We start from the raw sequence: 19,049 nt of genomic DNA on the forward strand, positions 1-19,049 counted from the left end.
GCCCCGGACACCGCGTCCGGGGCCTCGCCCGGCCCGTCGGCCGCGCGGATCAGGCGGGCTGCTTCACACAGGTGCCGACGACGTAGCCGGTGACGCCGTGCTTGGTGACCTTGACCCAGCGCGTGCTGTTGATACCGCACTTCTCGTACGCGCCGCCGTAGTACATCCTGCAGGGCGACGACGCCCTCTCCCCCTTGTTCAGCTGGGCGAGGGCCGTTCCGTTGAGGTTCGTCCGGTCGCGTATCACCACGGTCTCCAGGGCCAGTGCCGTGCAGCTCGCCGCGGACGCGTTCGTCTGGGCGACAGCCGGGCTGCCGACGACGAGCGTGGTCCCGAGCAGGGCGGCCGACATCATGGACGCGCCAAGGATCCGGCGTGCGCGCATATCTGATTCTCCCGTTGTCGATGGACGCGGGCATGCTGCCCGCGGTGTGGGCTCAGCCTAGATCCTCTGGCGCGCGTGCATCATGCGCACCATGAACATCAAACGCCCCACTGACACCGCATGCTGAGTCAGCGTCAGCAACCCTGGCGCCGCATCCGCTTGGCCGCTCGACGCGCTGATCCCCCGGCTGGCCGCCGCTTACGGCGAGCCGCGACTGCTCAGGTTCCACTTGGACGACGTCGGGTCCGCCGCGGGCCGCGCCGCCGAACTCGCCCGCGAAGACCTCCTGGACGACGTGTCGCGCGATGTCCGCCATCACAGGGTTGGTCTCCTGGTAGTAGCGCAGTTCGTCGAGAGCGATCGACAGCGCCCAGCCACGCCCTCGAGCCCACGTCGCGTCGTCGACCTCCAGAGCGGAACGGAAGACCCCACGAGCCGCGGCCGGGAGCACGTACCACGCCACGATCAGGTCCACGGCGGGATCGCCCACGCCGAAGCATCCGAAGTCGATGACGGCGCTGAGCCGCTCGTCCGCGATCAGCAGATTTCCCGGCTGCAGGTCCGCATGGAGCCAGACCGCCGTGCTGGGCTGCGCTGAGGCGTGCAGAGCCGCCTCCCATACGGCGATCGCCATGTCGGCGTCGACGATGCCGCTCAGTTCCTCGATCGCCGTGCGTGTGCTGGCGTCTCGCGTCGTCAAGGGCCCGCTGCGGTAGGAGGCGGGTCCGTCAGCGGGGTCGATACGGCGCAACGCGGCGATGAACTCCGCCAGGTCCCCGGCGAGCCTGTCGGGTTCCGCGATGCGCCCGACAGCCGGGTTCTCGCCCTCGAGCCAGCCGTAGACGGACCAGCGGAAGGGATAGCCCTCAGCAGGCTCCCCCTGGCCCAGCGGCGTGGGAACGGCAGCGGGCAGCGACTGGGCCAGGCGCGGAAGCCACCGGTGCTCCTTCTCCACATCCTCGGCGGCGCCCGCGACCCGGGGCAGTCGCACCACCATGTCCTCGCCGAGGCGGTACATGGCGTTGGACGTGCCGGCGGAGTCGACCTGCGCCAGGGGAAGGTCCGCCCACTGGGGGAACTGCGCGGCGATCAGCCGATGTACGAGGGGCACATCGAGGTCCACCTCGTCGGGATGCATCTTTCCAGCGGGCATGAGCACCTTTCCAGGCTGTGGGGGTCGTCGCTCGACGGCGATCCGTACGTCAGGGGCTTCGCCCGTCCGCCTCAGCTGTCCTCGTCCGTGGCTGTGTCCCAGGTCGGCAGAGCCTTTCCGGCGCCGGTCGTGATCTGGAGCACCTCGCAGCCCATGAGCCGGACGGCGGCGAAGAGGTTTTGCCGGACCTGCTGCTTGTCCTCGGGCGGGAAGCCGACGCGGATCTGGTGGGGGCGGGACATGTCGTAGGTGAGCAGCCAGTCGGCGGGCACGGTCGCGAAATGGTCCTGCCCTGCTTCGCCGTCCTCCGAGCGCCACGCTCCGCGGTCCGCGGTCGGGCCCATAGCCTCGCGGAGAGTCCGCAGGCGCTCGGGGTGGGCGAGCGGGCCTTCGGAGAGGCGCAGACAGCGGTGGGTGCGGGGCCGGAAGGCGTTGAACCAGGGGGCGAGGTCCGGCTCCATGTCGCCGAGCAGTCGGGAGCCGACTCGTCCGGTGGACCAGCCCTCGACGAAGTCGGTCGCGCTCATGGGCAGCGTCTCGTACCAGTTCTCGCGGCTGCACACCACGACGGGCCAGCTCTCGGGCGTCCCGGCGGTGAGCCAGCACAGGCGGTCGGTGTCCATGGTGGCGCCCCAGACGAGCAGCCCGCCCGGATCGGGGTGCAGCGGATACGGATAGCGCTCCGCGTCCCTCTCCGGCGAGCCCGACAGATGTGCGCGCTGCCATTCGAGGCCGTTGTACTGGCTCGTGCCGAACGGCGTACGGAGGTAGAGGTAGTCGCAGAACTCACCCCAGCCGTACGTCTGCGCCAACTGCTTGTAGTCGTCGGGCAGCCGCACGCCGAGCGCGGACTCCACATGGGTCCAGTCGCCACGGGCGTCGACGGGCGCAGGCGGCGGAGGTATGAGCCGCGTCAGACCGTCGTACGTCTCCTCATGAGGCATCCGGCCAGGTTAGGCGGCGCCGGGCCACGCGATCGAGGGGATTTCGGCGGCGATGGAGTTGCTCAAGGTCCGGCTGCGGCGCCCGCAGGGTTCTGGTCGACGGGGAGCGGCAGCGGTCCTGCCCGTGGAATGGCCGGGACGTCTTCGTGGGTCACAGTCCGCACTCCTTGTGGCACCACGTGAAGAGAGCCCTCGCGTCCTCGACCCACTGGTCCGCCATCGTCTGGAACGCGGGCTGCGTCATCTCGCAGGCCAGCGGCATCGTGCGGACACCGGCCAGATACGGGCGCGCGGTGCCGCCGAGGTTGCAGACCGAGAGCATGGGGACCAGCCGTTCGACGTTCCAGGCGTTGGCGGCGGCCGCTGCCAGGGCGATCTGGTCGTCCGCCAGATAGCGGTCGTCCGTGGCCAGCAGGAGCAGCAGCCCGTTGCTGGTGGTGGTGAAGGTCAGCGTGATGTCGCGCTGTGCCGCCGGGTGGGCGACGTCGACGGTCAGGGAGGCCGTGTCGGCCTCGAAGGGCCGGTGGTGGCCTGAGGCCCACTTGCCGACGAGCCGTCGCCAGTCGCTGGACAGGGCGAGCCCGTTCTGTCTCGATTGATCAGGTGTGGGCACGGCGTACCGCCTCCAGCACCATGCGGTCGGTCAGCCCCGCGTCCAGCAGGGCCCGGACACCGGCCGGCAGCGTGGCCGTCTGCCGTTGCCTCAGCCCCTCCCCCGGCGCGGGCGTGGTGTGCGGGGAGAGCGCGCCCGCCGCCAGCCAGGCGGCGCCGGTGGCCACCGCCAGCTCCGGCTCCGACACGTCCAGCACCGCCAGCCCCGAGCGGTCGGCCAGCACCTCGCCGACCATGGGGAGCCGGGAGCTGCCGCCCACCGGGACGATGAGGTCGAGGTCGCCCCAGCTCAGCCCATGGGACCCCAGGACTCGTTCGCACTCAGCGACGGTGTCCGTCAGCAGCGGGCGGATCGCCTCCCGCAGGTCCGCCTGCGTCAGCGTGACCTCGACCGGCGGGTCCAGCATGGTCAGCATGTCGGAGTGCTCGGAGGAGACGGACAGCTGCTGCTTGAAGGTGGTGCACGTCTCCGCGAGCTGCGTCCTGCGGCGCAGCGCCCTCGCGTCGTCGCCGGCTGAGCCGAGGGGGCGCAGGCAGTCGAGCGCGTCGGGGCAGCGGTCCCGTATCAACGACAGCACGGCCTGGTCGATGGCCAGTCCGCCGACGTCGGGCAGGCCCCCGGGGGAGCCGAGGACGGTGAAGCCGTCTCTGGTGCCCTTGGCGATGGCGAGGTCGAAGGTGCCGCCGCCGAGGTCGTAGACCAGGATGGTCCGGTCCCGGTCCATGCCGTGGTCGTGCAGGGCGTACACGGCGGCGGCCACCGGCTCGGGGTGGATCTCGACGGTCTCGGGACGGATGCCCGCGGCCTCCGCGGCGCCGAGCATGAGTTCTCTTCGGGCGCTCTCCCAGGTGGCCGGTACGGTGATGACCACCCGGTCGGGTTCGGCGCTGACGGCCCGTCGCGCCTGCTCCACGAGGAATCCGAGGACTCTGGCGGTCAACTCCTCCGTGCGGAAATGCTGTTCGCCGAGCCGGTGCGGGAGGGGTTCGCCGAACTCCCGCTTGAACTCGGAGCGGAAGCGCTCCGGGCGCTGCAGCCGCGAGTTCTGAGCGGCCTGCCCGACGACCATCGATCCGTCGGGGAGCAGGCAGACGGCGCTGCGCACGGAGGTCGCCCCGAGGGCGCTGACGGGATCGCGCACGGGCATCGGGGGCTGGCCCCGGCGCAGGATCACCAGGGCGGAGGTCCAGGTGCCGAAGTCGATGCCGTAGACCATGTCGCGCGTACGCGCCTCGGGGCCGGTCATGGCGTGTCGAACTGGTCGGGGTCGAAGGAGGCGCCGAGGGCCTGGTCGGGATCCACGGCGGGGCCGACGTCCGGCGGCTCCGGTGGGGCGTCGACCGCGGGGGCGGCGCTCACGACGAGGGGCTCGGGGTCGGAGTCCATGGGCTGGGGCGTCAGGCTGTCCGGGCCGGCGGCGTTCACGGCGCCGCCGGTGGCGGTGCTCTGGAGCGCCGCGTTGAGGGCGAGATCGACGGCCACGTCCGCGCCCAGAGCGGCGGCCGCCCCTGCCGCCGCGGCGGCCTTGGAGCGTGAAGGCGCACCCGTGTGCGGTGGCGCGCCGTGCGGCGGGGCGCCCGGTGTGCGCGTCGTCGTGCCGGGCTGGGGCGTGGGGCGCCGCTGGGCGAGGCGGTCCACCCGGGAGCGCAGCCGGTCGAGCTCTCCCTGGAGCCTGCGGTAGCTCTGCTGGCGGGCGAGCAGCTCGCCGCGCCTGCGGTGGAGGGCCTCCTTGCTCTGGCGGCCGGCGTCCTGGAGCCTGCGGCCGGACTCGGCGAGGGACTCCTGCTGGGCGGCGAGCTGGTCGTTCAGCTCCTTGATCAGGGACTGTGCGATGTCGCCGAACGCCTGGTTGAAGGACTCCGAGGCCTGGCGGCGGTTGGCGGCGATCTCCTGGCCGACCAGTTGGATCATGCGGGCGTCGCGTTCCTTCTGCGCCCGTTCACGCAGATCCTGCCGGTGGTTGCGGGCGCCGTGGATAAAGCCGGTGATCCCGAGGCCGATGGCCACGGCCGCGCCGCTGAACGGTTCGACGAACCCGACGACGGAGCCCATCCCGAAGCCCGCCGCCGCGGTGGCCCAGCTGGCGCGGAGCACGTCGAACCCACGGGAGGGGCGGACGTTGAGCGGCACCGTGGGCACCGCGATGGAGGGCGTGAAGGGCGGTCGGGGCGCCGTGGGCGAGGTGAGCTGGAGGCTGGTGCGCCGGGCGAACTCCTCCATGATGGCCACCGCCACGGCGGCCAGCTGCTCATGGGCCTCGGTGAGCGCCTGGTGCATGCCGGAGGCTGCCTCCCCGACCAGCTCGTCCGACCCGGGGTCGCCGCCCCCGGTCGCCTTCTCCTGGTACTGGCGCAGCGTCGCGTCGAACGCGCCCTGCAGAGCGGCGCGCGTGGCGCGGGTGTCGACTTCGAAGCGCTGGCGCAGCTCGGTGCGCCACTCCGCGCCCCCGGCGGACAGTCGTCCGAGCCGGGCGGTGGTCTCGGCGATCTCGACGCGAATCCGCTGCGCCGACTCGTCCGACTCCAGGGCGGCCAGCTCGTTGACCAGCGGCGAGCCGGCGGTGGCGATGGCGTCGGCGAGGCCGTCCAGGGCTCGGCGCAGCTGGAGGGCGCCGCCGCTGGCGGCCAGCCCCTCCCAGAGCTCGCGGTCGAGCTCCAGGAAGCCGGAGTCGGCGAGCAGTCGGTCGTCGGCTCGGTCCCGCAGCCATTTGAGCTTGCGGAAGGAGGAGACGGGCACGATCACCAGGCTGTCGGCCGCGCGGCCGGTGCGAGCGGCGATCTTCTCCCGGGCGCCGGCGACGACCGGGCGGGCGTCGCGGACCTTGTCGGTCTTGGTGACGGCGGTGATGACCACCTCGCACTTCTTCAGGGCCTGGCTGAGGAAGTCCAGTTCGTACGTGGCCAGCGGCTCGATCGCGTCGCAGACGAAGACCAGCCCGTCGGCCCGCTCGAGGAAGGCGTGGGTGGCGGCGGTGTGCGCCGGGTTGACGCTGCCGACGCCGGGGGTGTCGACGACCACCACTCCGCCCTGCAGCTGCGGCACCGGCGCCTGGATCTCGACCAGCCGGACGTCCTTGCGGTTGCCGGGGTTGCCTTGCTCGGAGACGTACTGGGGCAGGTCGGCGAGGGAGATCTCCTGCTGCCGGACGGCGCCGGAGCCGGGGTCCCCGAGGTGTACTACGGCGCGCTCCCGATCGCCCCAGGCGAGGGTGGAGACCACGCAGGTGGCGACGTCGACGTCGACCGGGAAGCAGCCGTGCCGTTCCACCAGCGCGTTGAGCAGCGACGACTTTCCCCGCTTGAACTCGCCGACGACGACCACATGACAGGTCCCGGCTTCCAGGCGCCTCCTGGACTGGACGAGCAGTTCGCGCTGCCGGGGGCCGAGTTCGTCGGCGAGCTCGGCGACGACCGCCGGGAAGGCTGCCAGGACGTCGCTGCGCAGACGGCTGAAGGCGTTGTCGCGCATGGTGGTTCACCCTTCGTCGGTCGGTCGGCTGGCGGGCAGGTATCTCTGGAGGAACTTGGGGGCGAGCCGCCGGTAGCAGGGGATCAGGCCGGGCTCCAGCAGTCTGCCCAGGTGGTCCGAGAACGCGGCGGCCGTCGCGTCGTCGGGCGCTCGCCCGTGCGACAGATCGGCGAAGAGGTCGTCGTAGAGGGTGAAGAGCCGGGTGCGCTGCGCTCGGTACTGGGCGGCGGTCAGCCCCTCGACCGCGGCGTGGGGGAAGCGGCCGGCGGGGTGCGACCACTCCTCCCGGGAGCGGTGCGGCTCCTTGAAGCGCAGATCGGTGTACTCGACGAGGCGCCGCGTGGACCAGTCGAGGGCAGCCGTCGCGAACGGCGGGAACAGGTCGGCGCCGCCGGCCGGGTCGGCGCGCAGTACGTACAGCGGCAGCCGTACGTAGAGGCGGGGCTCGCCGTCCTGGAGCACGGGGATCGGCACCGGCCAGCCGACGGCGCACTCCATGGGGGCGACTTCGCGGAAGGCACGGGAGCCCCGGAACGACTTCGCGAGGGCCTCGGATCGCGGCACGCCCAGCTCGGTGTCAGTCATGGCACGCTCCCCTGTTCGCTTCGCCCATCTCGCCGCCCATCTCGCCGGCCATCTCGCCGGCCATCTCGCCGGCCATCTCGCCGCCGCGCTCTTCGTCGCGCACGTCGCCGTTGTCGTCGCCGTAGTCTTCGCCGCGACCGTCCGGCGGCTCCGCTCGCGGATGGACCGTGGGCGCGGGGCGTATGTAGGCGATGACCTCCTGCGGGCGCAGCAGTCCCCCGTCCCAGCGGTAGCCGGGCCGGACGGTCTCCGCGATGCAGTCGCTCAGCGGGGCGCCGGGGGCTTGTTCGCGCGTGGCCACGACGTTGTGCCGGGCGGGGTCCACCGGGCCCGTGTCCTCGATCGGCGTGACGCCGAGCGCGGCGAGCGCCGCGAGGACGCTGCGGCGCACCCAGTCCAGCACCTGGCCGTCGGGCTGTGCGCCCGCGTCGGCCAGGCCCGCCAGCCGGTCCAGCAGCCCGATCAGCGGCGCCGCGGCCTGTGGCGTCGGCGGTGCGGGCGGCGGGAGCGGCGCCCGGACGGCATCCGCTGCGCGCTCGGCCTCCGACGCGCCGTCGGCTCCGGCTTGGGCTTCCGCATCCGCTTCAGGTGCGCGGTCGGCGAGGCGGCGCGCGTGCTGGGCGCGCAGGTCCTCGTCGATGCGGTCCCGCTCCGCCATGAGCCAGGCGGCGCACTGATCGGCGAGGTCGGCCAGCCGTGCGTCCGGCCTCGCCCGAGCGTCCTCGTCCAGCCGTCCGGCGCTCATCGCGCCGCCGTCCCGGCGCCGCCGGCCGACACCAGCAGGTTGCCGGAGTCCTGCCAGGCGCCCATGAACTCGTCCAGCGGCACGGCGAGGCCCTGACCGTCGGGGTGGCCCGAGTCGTTGAGAATCACCATCGGGTGAGCCGGGTCGCTGTTGTCGAAGCCGGTGACCCACACGGCGTGGTCGGCGTCCTGGCCCGCGACCCCCGGCACCATGCCGACGGGCTCGTCCGACGGGTCGTGCCCGGCGGTCCAGATCTCGCTGGAGTCGACGCCCACGATGGCGGCTCCGCCGCCCGCGACCACCTGCTGCAGCTGCTCGAGGGACGCGCCCTCCACATGCTCGACCGGGACGCCGTGGTACTCCAGCAGATTGCCGACGTCGTCGGGCGAGGTGCCGGACGACACGTCGAACCAGCCCATGCTCGCCGCCTCCTGGGTGAGCTGCTCCTCGCTGAACTCCTGGCCGGTGAGGTACTCGAGGACCATGCCCTGCGCACCGATGGCGCAGGCGTTGTCGCCCGTGTGCTGCTGCCATGTCTCCATCGCCCCGCCGGGGTCGCCGAGGACGGCGGAGGGGTCGCTCAGCGCCGGGTCGAAGTTCGGCAGGTCGGGGACGCCGTCGAGCGACGGATCGACGTACGGCTCCGCGCCCGTGCCGTCGTAGGGGTCCCCCGTGCCGTCGTAGGGGTCCGCCAGACCGGTTGGGTCCGTCGGATCGCCCACCAGCGCCTGATCCGTCGGATCGACCGGCGACGACGGGTCCGTGTACTGCGTGAGATCGATGTCGGACCCCGGGTCGAATCCGGTGTCCACGCCCGGATCGTACGATTCCCAGCTCACTGGCTCGTCCCTTCGTCGTCGTCTCCGTACAGCAGGTCCCGCGCCCGCCCGATCTGGTCGGCCACCCGCTCGTAGGAACGGAGCACCACGCGCGCCACGGCGGACGTGGGCCGGTCCAGGAGCGGGTCGGAGCAGATGCCGGCCCACTGGTCGGCGCGGCGGCGGGCCGTCGTCAGCAGTAGGTCGACGGGGGCGTCGGCGGGCAGGCCGAGCCGGGCGACGCAGCTGGCGCCCCGCTCGCCCGTGACCGCCAGCAGCTGGGCCTCCTGCTCCCCCGTCAGGTGGATGCGGCCGTTGTAGTACGCGCCCAGCGCGGCGAGTTCCGACGGGCCCGGGTCGGTGACCCGCATCCGCTCCAGCAGTCCGGCGACCCGGTCCGCGGCGGCCGGCGCGGGACGGCCGGCGAGCAGTGCCGCGGCGCGCAGCCGGGACACCTCGGCGGCGATCTCGCGCTGGCCGTGGTCGAGCTTGATCAGCGCGGCCCTGTTGCCGAAGTGCCGCGTGATCAGATCCCGGAGCGCGGGCACGCCGCTGCGCTCCAGCAGGGCCTGGCGTACCGCGTCCTCGCCCATCCCGTCGCGCAGCAGGCCGCAGGCCAGGAACACCCCCCACGCCCCCATCCGCTCGACCAGATCGGCGCGGACGGCGGCCGGGACCAGGAGGCCGGGGTACTCGCGTTCGCAGAAGAGGTTGACGTCCTCCATGAGGTCCGCGAGCCGCCGGGGCTCCGTCTTGGCCAGGTCCGCCAGCGGGTCGAAGGCGTTCGACGGCATGCACTGGGCGGCGACGCCGAGCAGGCCCGCGACGGGCACGACGGTGCGGAACACCCTTCGTACGGCGGGTCGCTCCATGTACGACTCGGCGATGCGGCGCGCTCTGGTCATCGGGTCGTAGTCGAGGGGGTCGGCGGGCATCCCGTCGGGGCCGGTCTCCTCGACCGGAGGCCAGTACTGGTCGCTGCGGGAGAGCACCCCGAACGCCTTCAGCGGGCTCACCACCGCCCCGTACGCCCCGGCGAAGCTGTCGACGGCCTGCTGGTCGGCGCGGCCCAGTCCGCGGCTGAAGACGAAGACGACGGCGTCCGCCCGGTCCATCTCGGCCGCGCTCTGGGCGTGTACGGACTGGGCGTCCTCGCCGAGTTCCGCCAGCACCCGGACGGCGTCCTCGCGCTCCACCGGGTCGGCGATGCCGAGGAAGGACAGGGTGTTGTCGGCGTCGGTTCCGTGCACGCTGCCGAGACCGGGGGTGTCCACGATCCGGAAGCGGCGCAGCAGCGGGCTGGGGCGGCCCACTTCGAGCTTGCGGATCGTGCGCAGGCGTCGCAGTCCTTGGCCGCCGCGCACGGCGAGCCGGGACAGGGCGTCGGCCGGCCACTCCTCGGCCGGCCGGCCGTCCTTGAAGTGGACCAGCAGCCTCGGGTGCTCCGCGTGGTGGAACTCGCAGACGTTGAAGGTCAGCTCCAGCTGCCCGGTGTCGGCGACCTCCGCACCGAGGAGCGCGTTGACCAGCGTCGACTTGCCGCGCTTGATCTGGCCGGCCACGGCCACCCGCATCGGCTGCGCCATGCGGGCGCGGGCGGCGTCCACGATGGCGGGGAGGTCTCCGGCCGCCGGGTCCGTGGGGCCCAGCTCCCGGGCCAGCTGGGCGAACACGCCGCTGTGGGCGCCGGCTGAGGTCGCGCGGTCCAGTGAGTCCGTCATGCCGTCACCACTGGCTGATCCAGTAGCGCACGATGAACAGCAGCAGCAGGCCGCATCCCACCATGACGATCTCCTTGACCGCCTCGAAGCACCTCTTGACCGTCTCCGCCAGCTTCGGCCAGGGGTCGGGCAGCGACGGCGGCGGCGTCTGCGGAGGGCGCGGCAGCACCCGCCCCTGCGACGGCGGAACGACGGGCACGGGCGGCGCACCGGGCGGCGGGGGCAGCTCGGGGCCCGGCGGCTCTGGCGGCGGCAGCGGGTCCGGCGCCGGCGGCGCGTTGAAGGCGTCGTGCCCGGTCGCCTCGGCCCGGTCGCACCAAGGGCACTGCGTCAGATGCGACCCGTAGGCGTGCCGGGCTCTGCGCGGGCAGACGGTGATCGCGCCCTCGGCCCGCGCCTCCTCGAGCGCCTCAAGCCACTGCAAGGACGTCGGACGCTGCGCCGCGTCCTCCACACCGGGTCCGAACGCCTGCCGGGCGAGGGCCAGCAGGGCGGGCGGGAGCACGGTCGGGTCGAGCATGCCCCGGGGTATGACCACCGACTCGGGCCGCACCACGAACGAGCGGCTGGCGGTGATGTTGTCCGAGATCTGGACGTCGTCCTCGCTGTCCCGGGGCACCCCGCCGAAGGGGTGGTATCCGGCGGTGAGCACCTGGTAGATGAGCACGGCCAGCGCGAAGTCGTCGCTCTGGACGGTTCCTGGGCCGCCGCGCAGCCGCTCCGGCGCGGCGTAGTCGGGGGTGTGCAGCGTGGCCAGGAACGGCTCGCGGGTGTCGGGATCGGTGAAGCCGATCGAGTCGCAGTCGAGGAAGGTGGCGAACCCCCGCTGGTCGACGACCACGTTCTTCGCCGAGAAGTCGCCGATGACCAGGCCCTTGTGGTGCAGCCGGGCGGTCATGAACGACAGGTTCCAGCAGATGCCGAGCAGGAACCGCCAGTCGGCGTCGGGCGGGAACCGGCGCAGTCGCTGGTCCCGGCTGAACAGGCCGGTGAGCTGGATGTGCGCGGGATCGGCGAAACGCGACATGCCGTACCCGAGGAACGCGCCGTCCTGCCCGTGCACGAGGCCGACGGGCCAGGCCAGTTCGGGCGGCTGGCCGCCGTCCACCGGCTGCCCGGCCAGCGGATCGAGTGCGAGCATCCGCTGCAGCCGGCGCTCGCGGGCGTCGTCGGGCTGGTAGTACACCTTCACCACCAGGTCGTCGGCCCCCTCCACCGGGTGGACCCCCGCCTCCAGACCGGTGCCCAGGGGCGGGTCCAGGAGGACGACCGGCTTCCCGTCGAGCAGTACGCTCCGCCCCGTCATCGCCGATCGCCTCCTTCCGCGGGTCCCGCCGTGCGCACCGCGCGCACCAGGGTCTTGTCGTCGCCGTTCAGCGCGGTGAGCCGGTCCGACAGCAGCAGCGCCTCCAACTCCCGTGCGTCGGCCCGTGGGTCGGGGCCGGGACGGTCCAGCGCGCGCAGCACCGAGGAGGCGAAGGAGCGGTTGGCCGTCGGCGCCGGGCCGTGGGCGCGGGACAGGGCGGCCTGCGCCAGCCCGTCCGTGGACAGCAGCACGCCGTCGATGCCGTCGTCGCGTACGCAGGCGACTCTCACCCGCAGGGAGGCGTCCGCCGAGCTGAGGAACGTCGTCTCGTTGCCGTACTCCCCCGCCTGCTCCGGCTGCGGCAGCAGATGGAACTGCCGTTCCCCGTCCGCCTCGCCGGCCCGGAGCACGACGAAGCCGTCGCCCAGCGAGGTGTAGCCCAGCCAGCCGGGGGCCAGCGCCACCACGGTGAGCGTGGTGGCGAAGTCGGCCGGGCCGCCGCTCGCGCCCCCGCCGCCGCCTCGGTGCCCGGCGGGAGCGCCGGCCAGCGCCCAGGTCTTGTCGAGGAACTTGTCCAGCACCTCCTCGAAGGCCTCGCGCTGGAGGGCGCGGAGGTCTTCCGCGTCGCCCTGCCACCCGCTCTGCCAGCCGCCCAGGCGCGCGCCGAAGACCGATGTGGCCAGCTTGACCGCTAGTTGCGCCCCCTCCTGGGAGCGCGGTCTGCTGCCCGCTCCGTCGGCCACGGCCAGCACGATCACCCGGGCGTCGGCCGGACCGGTGTGCAGCTGACCCCAGGCGTCCTGACACGGCAGCCCGTTCTGGGCGTGCCGGTACCCCTGCACGCTCACTCCGTGCACCCGCCACGCCCAGCTCTGGACGTGTCCGCTCTCCACAGCCCCCGCCACGTCGCTCTCCCCCGCCGCTCAGGAGTCCCACGCGGGACGCTGCGTCTTGAACCGGTTGAACAGCTGCTCGAAGGTCTCTTCCTCCGCGCCCCGCTGTTCGGCGCTCGCGCTCGCGGACATGGTCTGGAGCAGGTCGCGGAAGGGGAATCCCTTGAGCGTGGCGTGGTACTTGGGCGCCAGCTCGCGCAGCACCTGCTGTCCGCGGTCGCTGATGCCGCCGATTCCGAAGGCGTAGAAGCGGAAGCGCTTGGCCTTCTGCTCGGCGGTGAGCGCGGGGATCAGCCGTTGCCAGGCGTCCGTGGCGTGCCCTCGCTCGTCCGTCGGCAGACCGTCGGTCACCAGGCAGATCTGCGGGCGGTAGTACTGCAGGCCCAAGCGGCGCAGCTCCGCCTTCCGGGCGGCCACGAGGCTCATCGACGTCTCCACGGCCTCGGTGAGCAGGGTGACGCCGGAGGCCTGGAGCCGCGGCGGCTGGAATCGGCGGGCGGACACGAAGGGGCTGGCCTTCGTGTGCGGGTCGAGGAGATGCGGGCCCTGCCAGACGCCGATGCCCTGGCCGCCGAAGGTGACCAGGGCGATCTCGACGCTGTAGCTGAGGGCCAGGTCCTCCTGGATCTCGCGCCCCCAGCCGGACAGCGCCTCGTTGAGCAGTCGTATGGGATTGCCCGCCATGGAGCTGGAGATGTCCAGGCACAGCAGCAGCGGCAGTCGCTGGGCGTTGTTCTCGAAGTCGATGTCGGCGTAGGCGGTGGGCACGTCCTGCTGTGGTGTGACCGGCCAGTCCTGATGTCCTGGATTCATGGGATCCAGACCCCCCTGTTCTGTTTCCGTGCGTGTCGTCGTGCGGTGGCTGCGCGGCGCCGCCGCCGGGTGGGCGGGGTCCGGGAGCCGGTGTGCGAGAGGTGTGCGGGCGTCTGTGTACGCAGGAGCCGCCGTCCGTCAGTCGGCGGGCTGGTCCGTGTAGGCGGCTTCGTCGGCGAGGGCGTGGGGCGCGTAGGCGAGCAGGTCGTGGGCCGGGCGTCCGGCGACGTCGACCCTCTCGCCGGGGCCGGGCGGCTCCAGGTGCGGTTCGGCCCAGCTGGCCCGGTAGAGCCAGCCGTCCAGCTCGACGTATCCCTGTGGGTGGAGCCGGGTGCACACGGTCGCCGGGCGGACGGGGCCGCTGGGCCGGGTGCGCGGGGCGGTCCGCGGTCGGTGCGGCGGCCGTGGGGGCGGCAGGGCGGCGCCGGTGGGCGCGGTGTACGAGGTGTGCGGCGTGCGCGGGGTGTGCGAGGTGTGTGGGGCGGGTGCGGTGTGTCCGACGAACCCGCCGAGCCCGCCGTGGTCGGGACCGGGGCCGACGCGCCTGCCGGGGCCGCCGGTTGCCAGGGGTGCGGTGGCGACGGCGGGCACGGTCCGGTTCCTGGTCAGCAGGACGGCCAGGGCGAACAGCACGGTGCCGGCCGCGAAGACGGTCAGCAGGATCCCGCCCACTCCGAAGCCGGAGTCGTCCGATCCGGGCGAGCCGCCCTCCGGCAGCTGGAGCCGTCGTGGTTCGGCGCCCTTCAGATGGCCCACCCTGTCGAGCGCCGCCGCCTCGTCGTCCGCCCTCCCGGGAAGGCCGGACGCCTTCGCCGCCTGCTTCTTCCCCTGCCCGTCCAGCTGCTGGCACAGAAGTCGCCGGTCCCCGGCGCAGAGCCTCAGTTCGCGTGCGGCTTGGATGATCTCAGGAGCCAGCGGGCCGACCGCGCCGTCCTTCGGCGCCGTCCACGCGTCGGCGAGCAGCAGGAGCACGGCGCCGGTCTCGCCGCTGCCGCGATCCTTCAGGACGACGACCAACCGGCTGCCGGGAGCATCCTTCTGTACGTCGGCGACCTGCCGCAGACCTTGTCGTACATCGCCCTTGCCGAGGCGCGACGGTTTCGTCACGGTGACCACGAGGGTCCCCTTGCCCTTCAGGGCCGAGATGCCGCTGGCTGTGTCGGCCAGCTCCGCAGGAGCGCCCGGGCCGCTCGGCGACGCACCCGCCAGGGTCGTCACCAAGAAGAGCACCGCCGTCAGTGCGGCCAGGGCATGGGCGACTCTCCCCGTTCGACCTATCGCTGACGCTGTCGCCGCAGGCTGCCCGCACATGTCTCTCCCCCGCCATGCAGTGTTTCGACGCCGCCCCCGGGCGTAATCCCACCCCTTGCCCTTCGGCCCGACCAGAGTGGCAGGGCGGAGACGACCGCGGGACTGATTGCTGAATACCTGGCCGTCACTCGGGTGGGTGAGGCGCACAGTGGGGGCGCGCGGGATTTGCATTGTGCGCCGGGGCGACGCCCGACCGCAGAACCGTTGCAGCCACCCACAAGCTCCCCACTTGCTGGGACGGGGCGAACATGCCACCGTCCCGCAGCGGACAACCAGTCACATTGCGGGATCGACACGCGGGGTTGTGCGGTATCCACGTTGTCGTGTGGAGTCACCGGCTCGTCATGGGTGCATGCGTGACGGAAGTTCACCTTGATAAACCACAGAACCAATGACCGAGGTGCACCTTTGGCGAGCACAAATATCGCCGAGACGCGTCAGCTAATGACCGATCACTGATGAATATCTTCCAGGAGATGCCTGGGAACTCCACCGGCGTGGCTCATTCAGCAGATACGCCGCTACGGTCGCACCCGGCGTTCCGCCCGGCGCGGAATTCCAGGAAGAGGGGGAAACCGTGGCTGACACCAGCCCAGGGGCGGTGGCCGGAGCCGGAGGCTGCGAGCAGCTGATCGATCTGCTCCTCGTCGAGCGGCGGGGAACCGACCCCGCGGCGTGGCGCTCCGGGACACCGGACGCCCCGGACGCGCAGACGGAGGCCTGGCATGAGACGGCGGCGGCCCTCGCCGCCGGCGAGCCCAAACGCGCACTCGCCGTTCTGGACGCCTCGCCCGCGCCGAGCCCCGGGCCCGCCGCCCATCGGGGAACGCACGATCAGACAGGGCTCGCAGTGGCTCTGCGGACCGCCGCCCTCGCCATGGACACCCACTGGCAACCCGGCCTGACGCCCGTCCGCCTCCAGACGAGCAGCACAGGCAGCACAGGCAGCTCGGGCACACCGAAGGGCGCCCCCACGTCGGACGGAGCCGGTCCGGGATCCGAGCCCACCCTCGCATCGGCCGCCGACCCGGCCCTGCGGCTCTGCACGCACCTCGCAGGACACCTCGTCCCCACGCTGCTCCGCGTCCGTATGACGCTCGGCCACGGCGGGACCTCGATCGCCGCCCTGGCGGACGCGGTACGACACGGCGCCCAAGTCCCATGGTCCGAGGAGGAGCTGGCCGCGGATCTCCAGGCGCCGCTGGAGTGGTTCGACGCGCTCTACGAGAAGCTCATGGACGCCGGCCACCCGGACGCCCTGGCCTACCACCTGCTGCTCGCGGCGGACCTGCGCTTCCGGGTCGGCGACCCTCAGACGGGGAGAGCCCTGCTCCGGCAGGCACGGCAGTACGCCGTCGGTCGCCCCGCCACCGCCGGCTTCGCCGCACTCCTCGCGGGCGACTGGCGGCTCAGCCCTCTGGGAGCGGCGGAGCAGTGCGGCGCCCTCGCGGAGACGCCGGACATCCGACCGCTGTCCCTGGCGGCCCAGCACTACGCGCGAGCCGAGGCGGCGTACGCCTCGGCACACTCCCAGGCCGGGCGGGCGGCCGCTCTGCTGCGCATCGCGCACATCCGTCGGCTGGAGGGCAGCGCTGCCGAATGCCGTGACCTGCTCGGCCTCGCCCTCGAGGCCGCCGTCTGTGCCGGGGACGGCGGATGCACGGCGCTGATCCGAGTCCACTCGGCGCTCGACCTCATCGAGGCGGGCGAGGCCAAGGACGTGGAAGGGGAGACGGCCGAAGCCGTCGTGAGCTGGGCCACGTCCGTGGGAAGCGCCTCGTGGCTGCGGGGACTGCACCGACTCGTCGTGGACCGCGCCCAGTTCTGGAGCGGGCAGGGATACACCGTCGAGTCCGGACGGGCCTCACGGCTCGCGTCCCTGCTGTCCGCGGACGCGGACGGCGGGCCCGGACACCCCGCGCCCGGCCCGGCGGCGGTCGACCGTCACCGGGCTAGCCATCGACTGGCCGCGCTCGTCCAGACGGACCTGGAGCACCAGGAGCACCTCGACCGCGTCCAGCAGTGCGTCGTGCGCGGCGAGCCGCCGGCACGGGCCGACTGCCTGGGAGTGGTCGAGAGCGCCAAGGTCCTGCACGACCAGGCCTCCCTGCTGCGGGACCCGGATCTGATGGCCGCCTCGCTCTCCTCGACCCGGGCGGCACTCCGCATCGGGGCGAGGCTGCTGACGGACTGGGGCACAGGTACAAGTACAGGGACAGGCGTCGACGCGGCACCGGTGCGGATCGTGCTCGGCATGATCGAGTCCGACCTCGCGTCCTGCCGTCCTCAGGAGCTGCTGTTCCGTTCCCGGCGCGCCCGATCGGCGGGCTTGGAGACGGAGGCCGACCTCCTGGCCCAGGAGGCCCTGGAACAGGCGGAGTCGATTGCGGACCCGCTCTTCCAGCGCCTCGTGCGGCGCACGGCGTACGCGGACCTGCGCCGCATGGACGAGGCCAGAGCGGAGGCGACGGCGGTCGAGCCGCATATGACGGCCATTCAGGCCGCTTCGCTGTGGCTGCGCGTGGGCGAGCCCGAGCGGGCGGCGCCGCATGTGCGGCGCATCGGCGTCGACGGCCCCGGCCCGGCGCAACCGTGGGAGCTGCCCGCGATCCTCGCCGATCTGGAGCTGGCCCGCGGCGCCCACGCCGAGGCCGCGGACCACGCACTGCACGGACTGGCCGCGTTCGAGAAGCACCGCGTCCGGCTGGCCCGCGACGGGCTGCGCGCCTCTTTTGCCGACGACCCGGTGGTAGCCGGTCTCCACCACGCCGCTGTGCTGTCCCTGCTGGAACTCGGCTCGTCCGCGGCCGCGTTCGACCAGGCCGAGCGCAGCCGCGCCGGATTCCTCGACGCCGTCCGCGCCCTCGACTCCGCCGGCGAGGACCAGGACACGCGGACCGCGGTCAGGACCTGGCTGGCCGCCGAGGTGCGGTGGTCCGCGGAGTACGAGGAGCAGGCGGCGGCCCTCCGCCGCGCAGCCGGACCGCGCCGGACGGACGGCCGACGGCGAACTGTTCTGGCCCAGCAGCGCAGACGACGGATCGCCGAGGTGGAACAGGGTCTGGACGCGGCCGAGTCGGCGGTACGAAGGCTCGCTCCCGCCGCGCTCAGCGCCTCGTACGGCCCCGAGCTGCCCGACGCCGACGCGGTCGCCGCCGCCCTGCCCCCGGACGCCGTTCTGCTCACCTACCACCTCTACGACGACGACCTCGTCGCCTGGGCGATGACCCGCCGGACGCTCTGCGCCCAACGCCACAGCCGGTGGGCGCACAGCGTGGTGGCGAGCGCACGCCGCTTCCGCGACTGGTGCGCCGGCAGGGACGGCGGCGACGGGGAAGCCGACGGACACGCACTGGCAGAGCTGCTGCTCGGCGACTTCCGCCGTGAACTCGGCGAGCACAGGCGGGTGATCGTCGTCCCCCCGGCCGGACTCGCGCAGCTGCCCTTCCACGCGCTGCCGTGGTGCGGCGACGTCCTGGCCGCCGGCCACGAGGTGTCGTATCTCCCCGCCGCCTCGCTCCTCACCCGGCTCCGCGGGCTGCCGCCGGAGCGGCCCTGGACAGATCTCCAGGCGCTCCTCGTGGGCTCGCCCGCCACCCACCCCCGTCACAGCATGCCGGACCTGCCGGGCACCGCCGCCGAGGCCGTGGAGCTCGCCCGGCTGCTGCCGCGCAGCCGACTGCTGACCGGCGCCGACGCCACCCTCGCCAACGTGCTGGAGGCGGCGGGGAACTGCGAGCTCCTCCACTTCGCGACCCACGGCGTGATCGACGATCTCGCTCCGCACCGCAGCCGCCTCCCCCTCGCGGGCGACGACCGACTCGGCCTCGCCGACCTGCTGGTCGCGGGCCGCGCCCCGCAGCTGCTCACCCTGTCGGCGTGCGACACCGGGCGCGGCGCCGCCACAGCGGGCGGCGACGTCCTGGGGCTGACGCGGGCGGCGCTGATCGCCGGGGCACGGCACGCCATCGTCTCGCTCTGGCCGGTCCGCGACAGCACCGGCTGCCTCGTCGTCGCCAGGACCTACCGCCGCCTCGCCGCGGACGCGACGGCCTCGGTGGGCACGGCGCTCGTCAGCGCGCAGCGGGAGGTGCGCGAGATGTCCCGCGCGGAGCGGAACGAGGAGTTCCGTGCGCTCACCGCCCAGGCCGGTCTGCGACCGGCCCCTGACGGCCGGGACCAGGCCCGGTCCTGGTCCCAGTCCCCGTCCCGGGACAGCGAGCAGCTGCGTTGCGAGCACGACGACGACCGGCACCCGTACCACTGGGCGCCCTTCATCCACGTAGGGGTATGA

General features: G+C 73.0%; 14 protein-coding genes and 2 pseudogenes. 2 read left to right on the plus strand and 14 right to left on the minus strand.

What is annotated here, in order from left to right:
* Positions 1 to 49: 49 nt before the first annotated feature.
* Positions 50 to 385, minus strand: a complete 336-nt coding sequence (locus AB0M39_RS20685) for a hypothetical protein (protein WP_365366338.1) — start codon at positions 383 to 385, stop codon at positions 50 to 52.
* Between the two features lie 163 nt (positions 386 to 548).
* On the opposite strand from AB0M39_RS20685, the pseudogene AB0M39_RS20690 reads away from it, so the two are divergent.
* Positions 549 to 659, plus strand: a pseudogene (locus AB0M39_RS20690) (maleylpyruvate isomerase); the annotation flags it as partial.
* A 108-nt stretch (positions 660 to 767) separates the two neighbouring features.
* On the opposite strand, the pseudogene AB0M39_RS20695 reads toward AB0M39_RS20690, so the two are convergent.
* The 13 genes and pseudogenes from AB0M39_RS20695 to AB0M39_RS20755 all read right to left on the minus strand — a co-directional run.
* Positions 768 to 1,538 (minus strand): annotated as a pseudogene (locus AB0M39_RS20695) (aminoglycoside phosphotransferase family protein); the annotation flags it as partial.
* 71 nt (positions 1,539 to 1,609) lie between these two features.
* Positions 1,610 to 2,482, minus strand: a complete 873-nt coding sequence (locus AB0M39_RS20700; RefSeq protein ID WP_365366340.1) for an SMI1/KNR4 family protein — start codon at positions 2,480 to 2,482, stop codon at positions 1,610 to 1,612.
* 151 nt (positions 2,483 to 2,633) lie between these two features.
* Positions 2,634 to 3,095 carry a hypothetical protein gene (locus AB0M39_RS20705; protein ID WP_365366342.1) on the minus strand — a complete coding sequence of 154 codons (462 nt, stop codon included), beginning with the start codon at positions 3,093 to 3,095 and terminating at the stop codon, positions 2,634 to 2,636.
* Entirely contained in the window at positions 3,082 to 4,341 is a 1,260-nt protein-coding gene (locus AB0M39_RS20710; RefSeq protein ID WP_365366344.1) for an Hsp70 family protein, read from the minus strand. The genes AB0M39_RS20705 and AB0M39_RS20710 overlap by 14 nt, the downstream gene beginning before the upstream one ends.
* Complete coding sequence (locus AB0M39_RS20715) at positions 4,338 to 6,563, minus strand: dynamin family protein (protein ID WP_365366346.1); 2,226 nt, start codon at positions 6,561 to 6,563, stop codon at positions 4,338 to 4,340. Before AB0M39_RS20715 ends, AB0M39_RS20710 begins: the two co-directional genes overlap by 4 nt.
* 6 nt (positions 6,564 to 6,569) lie before the next feature.
* Complete coding sequence (locus AB0M39_RS20720; RefSeq protein WP_365366348.1) at positions 6,570 to 7,148, minus strand: hypothetical protein; 579 nt, start codon at positions 7,146 to 7,148, stop codon at positions 6,570 to 6,572.
* Positions 7,141 to 7,893, minus strand: coding sequence for a hypothetical protein (locus tag AB0M39_RS20725; protein WP_365366351.1), 753 nt, complete (start codon positions 7,891 to 7,893; stop codon positions 7,141 to 7,143). Before AB0M39_RS20725 ends, AB0M39_RS20720 begins: the two co-directional genes overlap by 8 nt.
* Complete coding sequence (locus tag AB0M39_RS20730; protein ID WP_365366353.1) at positions 7,890 to 8,705, minus strand: C39 family peptidase; 816 nt, start codon at positions 8,703 to 8,705, stop codon at positions 7,890 to 7,892. Before AB0M39_RS20730 ends, AB0M39_RS20725 begins: the two co-directional genes overlap by 4 nt.
* A 23-nt stretch (positions 8,706 to 8,728) precedes the next feature.
* On the minus strand, positions 8,729 to 10,432 hold the full coding sequence (locus AB0M39_RS20735) for a dynamin family protein (RefSeq protein ID WP_365366355.1): 1,704 nt from the start codon (positions 10,430 to 10,432) through the stop codon (positions 8,729 to 8,731).
* Positions 10,433 to 10,436: 4 nt separating this feature from the next.
* Complete coding sequence (locus tag AB0M39_RS20740; RefSeq protein WP_365366357.1) at positions 10,437 to 11,738, minus strand: hypothetical protein; 1,302 nt, start codon at positions 11,736 to 11,738, stop codon at positions 10,437 to 10,439.
* Complete coding sequence (locus AB0M39_RS20745) at positions 11,735 to 12,643, minus strand: PP2C family serine/threonine-protein phosphatase (RefSeq protein WP_365366359.1); 909 nt, start codon at positions 12,641 to 12,643, stop codon at positions 11,735 to 11,737. The genes AB0M39_RS20740 and AB0M39_RS20745 overlap by 4 nt, the downstream gene beginning before the upstream one ends.
* 18 nt (positions 12,644 to 12,661) lie before the next feature.
* Positions 12,662 to 13,444, minus strand: coding sequence for a hypothetical protein (locus AB0M39_RS20750; protein ID WP_365366361.1), 783 nt, complete (start codon positions 13,442 to 13,444; stop codon positions 12,662 to 12,664).
* 138 nt (positions 13,445 to 13,582) lie between these two features.
* Positions 13,583 to 14,662, minus strand: a complete 1,080-nt coding sequence (locus AB0M39_RS20755) for a hypothetical protein (protein ID WP_365366439.1) — start codon at positions 14,660 to 14,662, stop codon at positions 13,583 to 13,585.
* Positions 14,663 to 15,332: 670 nt separating this feature from the next.
* Between AB0M39_RS20755 and AB0M39_RS20760 the strand changes: the two genes are divergently transcribed.
* A complete protein-coding gene (locus AB0M39_RS20760) occupies positions 15,333 to 19,049 on the plus strand; it encodes a CHAT domain-containing protein (RefSeq protein WP_365366363.1) in 3,717 nt (1,238 codons plus the stop codon).

The organism is Streptomyces sp. NPDC051907, assembly GCF_040681075.1.
Taxonomy (GTDB): Bacteria; Actinomycetota; Actinomycetes; order Streptomycetales; family Streptomycetaceae; genus Streptomyces.

Excerpts from the sequence above, each read along its gene's own strand:
- AB0M39_RS20685 (WP_365366338.1), bottom strand. The coding sequence starts at position 385 with ATGCGCGCACGCCGGATCCTTGGCGCGTCCATGATGTCGGCCGCCCTG.
- AB0M39_RS20700 (WP_365366340.1), bottom strand. The coding sequence starts at position 2,482 with ATGCCTCATGAGGAGACGTACGACGGTCTGACGCGGCTCATACCTCCG.
- AB0M39_RS20710 (WP_365366344.1), bottom strand. The coding sequence starts at position 4,341 with ATGACCGGCCCCGAGGCGCGTACGCGCGACATGGTCTACGGCATCGAC.
- AB0M39_RS20715 (WP_365366346.1), bottom strand. The coding sequence starts at position 6,563 with ATGCGCGACAACGCCTTCAGCCGTCTGCGCAGCGACGTCCTGGCAGCC.
- AB0M39_RS20720 (WP_365366348.1), bottom strand. The coding sequence starts at position 7,148 with ATGACTGACACCGAGCTGGGCGTGCCGCGATCCGAGGCCCTCGCGAAG.
- AB0M39_RS20725 (WP_365366351.1), bottom strand. The coding sequence starts at position 7,893 with ATGAGCGCCGGACGGCTGGACGAGGACGCTCGGGCGAGGCCGGACGCA.
- AB0M39_RS20735 (WP_365366355.1), bottom strand. The coding sequence starts at position 10,432 with ATGACGGACTCACTGGACCGCGCGACCTCAGCCGGCGCCCACAGCGGC.
- AB0M39_RS20740 (WP_365366357.1), bottom strand. The coding sequence starts at position 11,738 with ATGACGGGGCGGAGCGTACTGCTCGACGGGAAGCCGGTCGTCCTCCTG.
- AB0M39_RS20750 (WP_365366361.1), bottom strand. The coding sequence starts at position 13,444 with ATGAATCCAGGACATCAGGACTGGCCGGTCACACCACAGCAGGACGTG.